We start from the raw sequence: 247 nt of genomic DNA, 5'->3' as shown, positions 1-247 counted from the left end.
TAGATGTTGAAGTTGTACCTGTACTTGTAGCACCTTCTTGATTATTAGATTCTTGACTCGGTTGTTGAGATTCGTTTTGACCGTTTCCTGTTGATGATGAACCACTTTCTTGTTTGCTACTAGATGTTGAAGTTGTACCTGTACTTGTAGCACCTTCTTGATTATTAGATTCTTGACTCGGTTGTTGAGATTCGTTTTGACCGTTTCCTGTTGATGATGAACCACTTTCTTGTTTGCTACTAGATGT

Annotated in this window: 1 protein-coding gene; it reads right to left on the bottom strand. The window is 38.1% G+C overall.

Annotated features, from left to right (window positions below; all coding sequences use genetic code 4):
- On the bottom strand, positions 1-247 hold a 247-nt coding region (locus tag OF377_RS03270; protein WP_263836454.1), incomplete at both ends, for a hypothetical protein.

Origin of the sequence: Ureaplasma sp. ES3154-GEN, from assembly GCF_025780075.1 — a bacterium.
GTDB lineage: Bacteria > Bacillota_I > Bacilli_A > Mycoplasmatales > Mycoplasmoidaceae > Ureaplasma.
The sequence above is the reverse complement of the archived record's forward strand: the minus strand, read 5'-3'. Positions and strand labels throughout refer to the sequence as shown.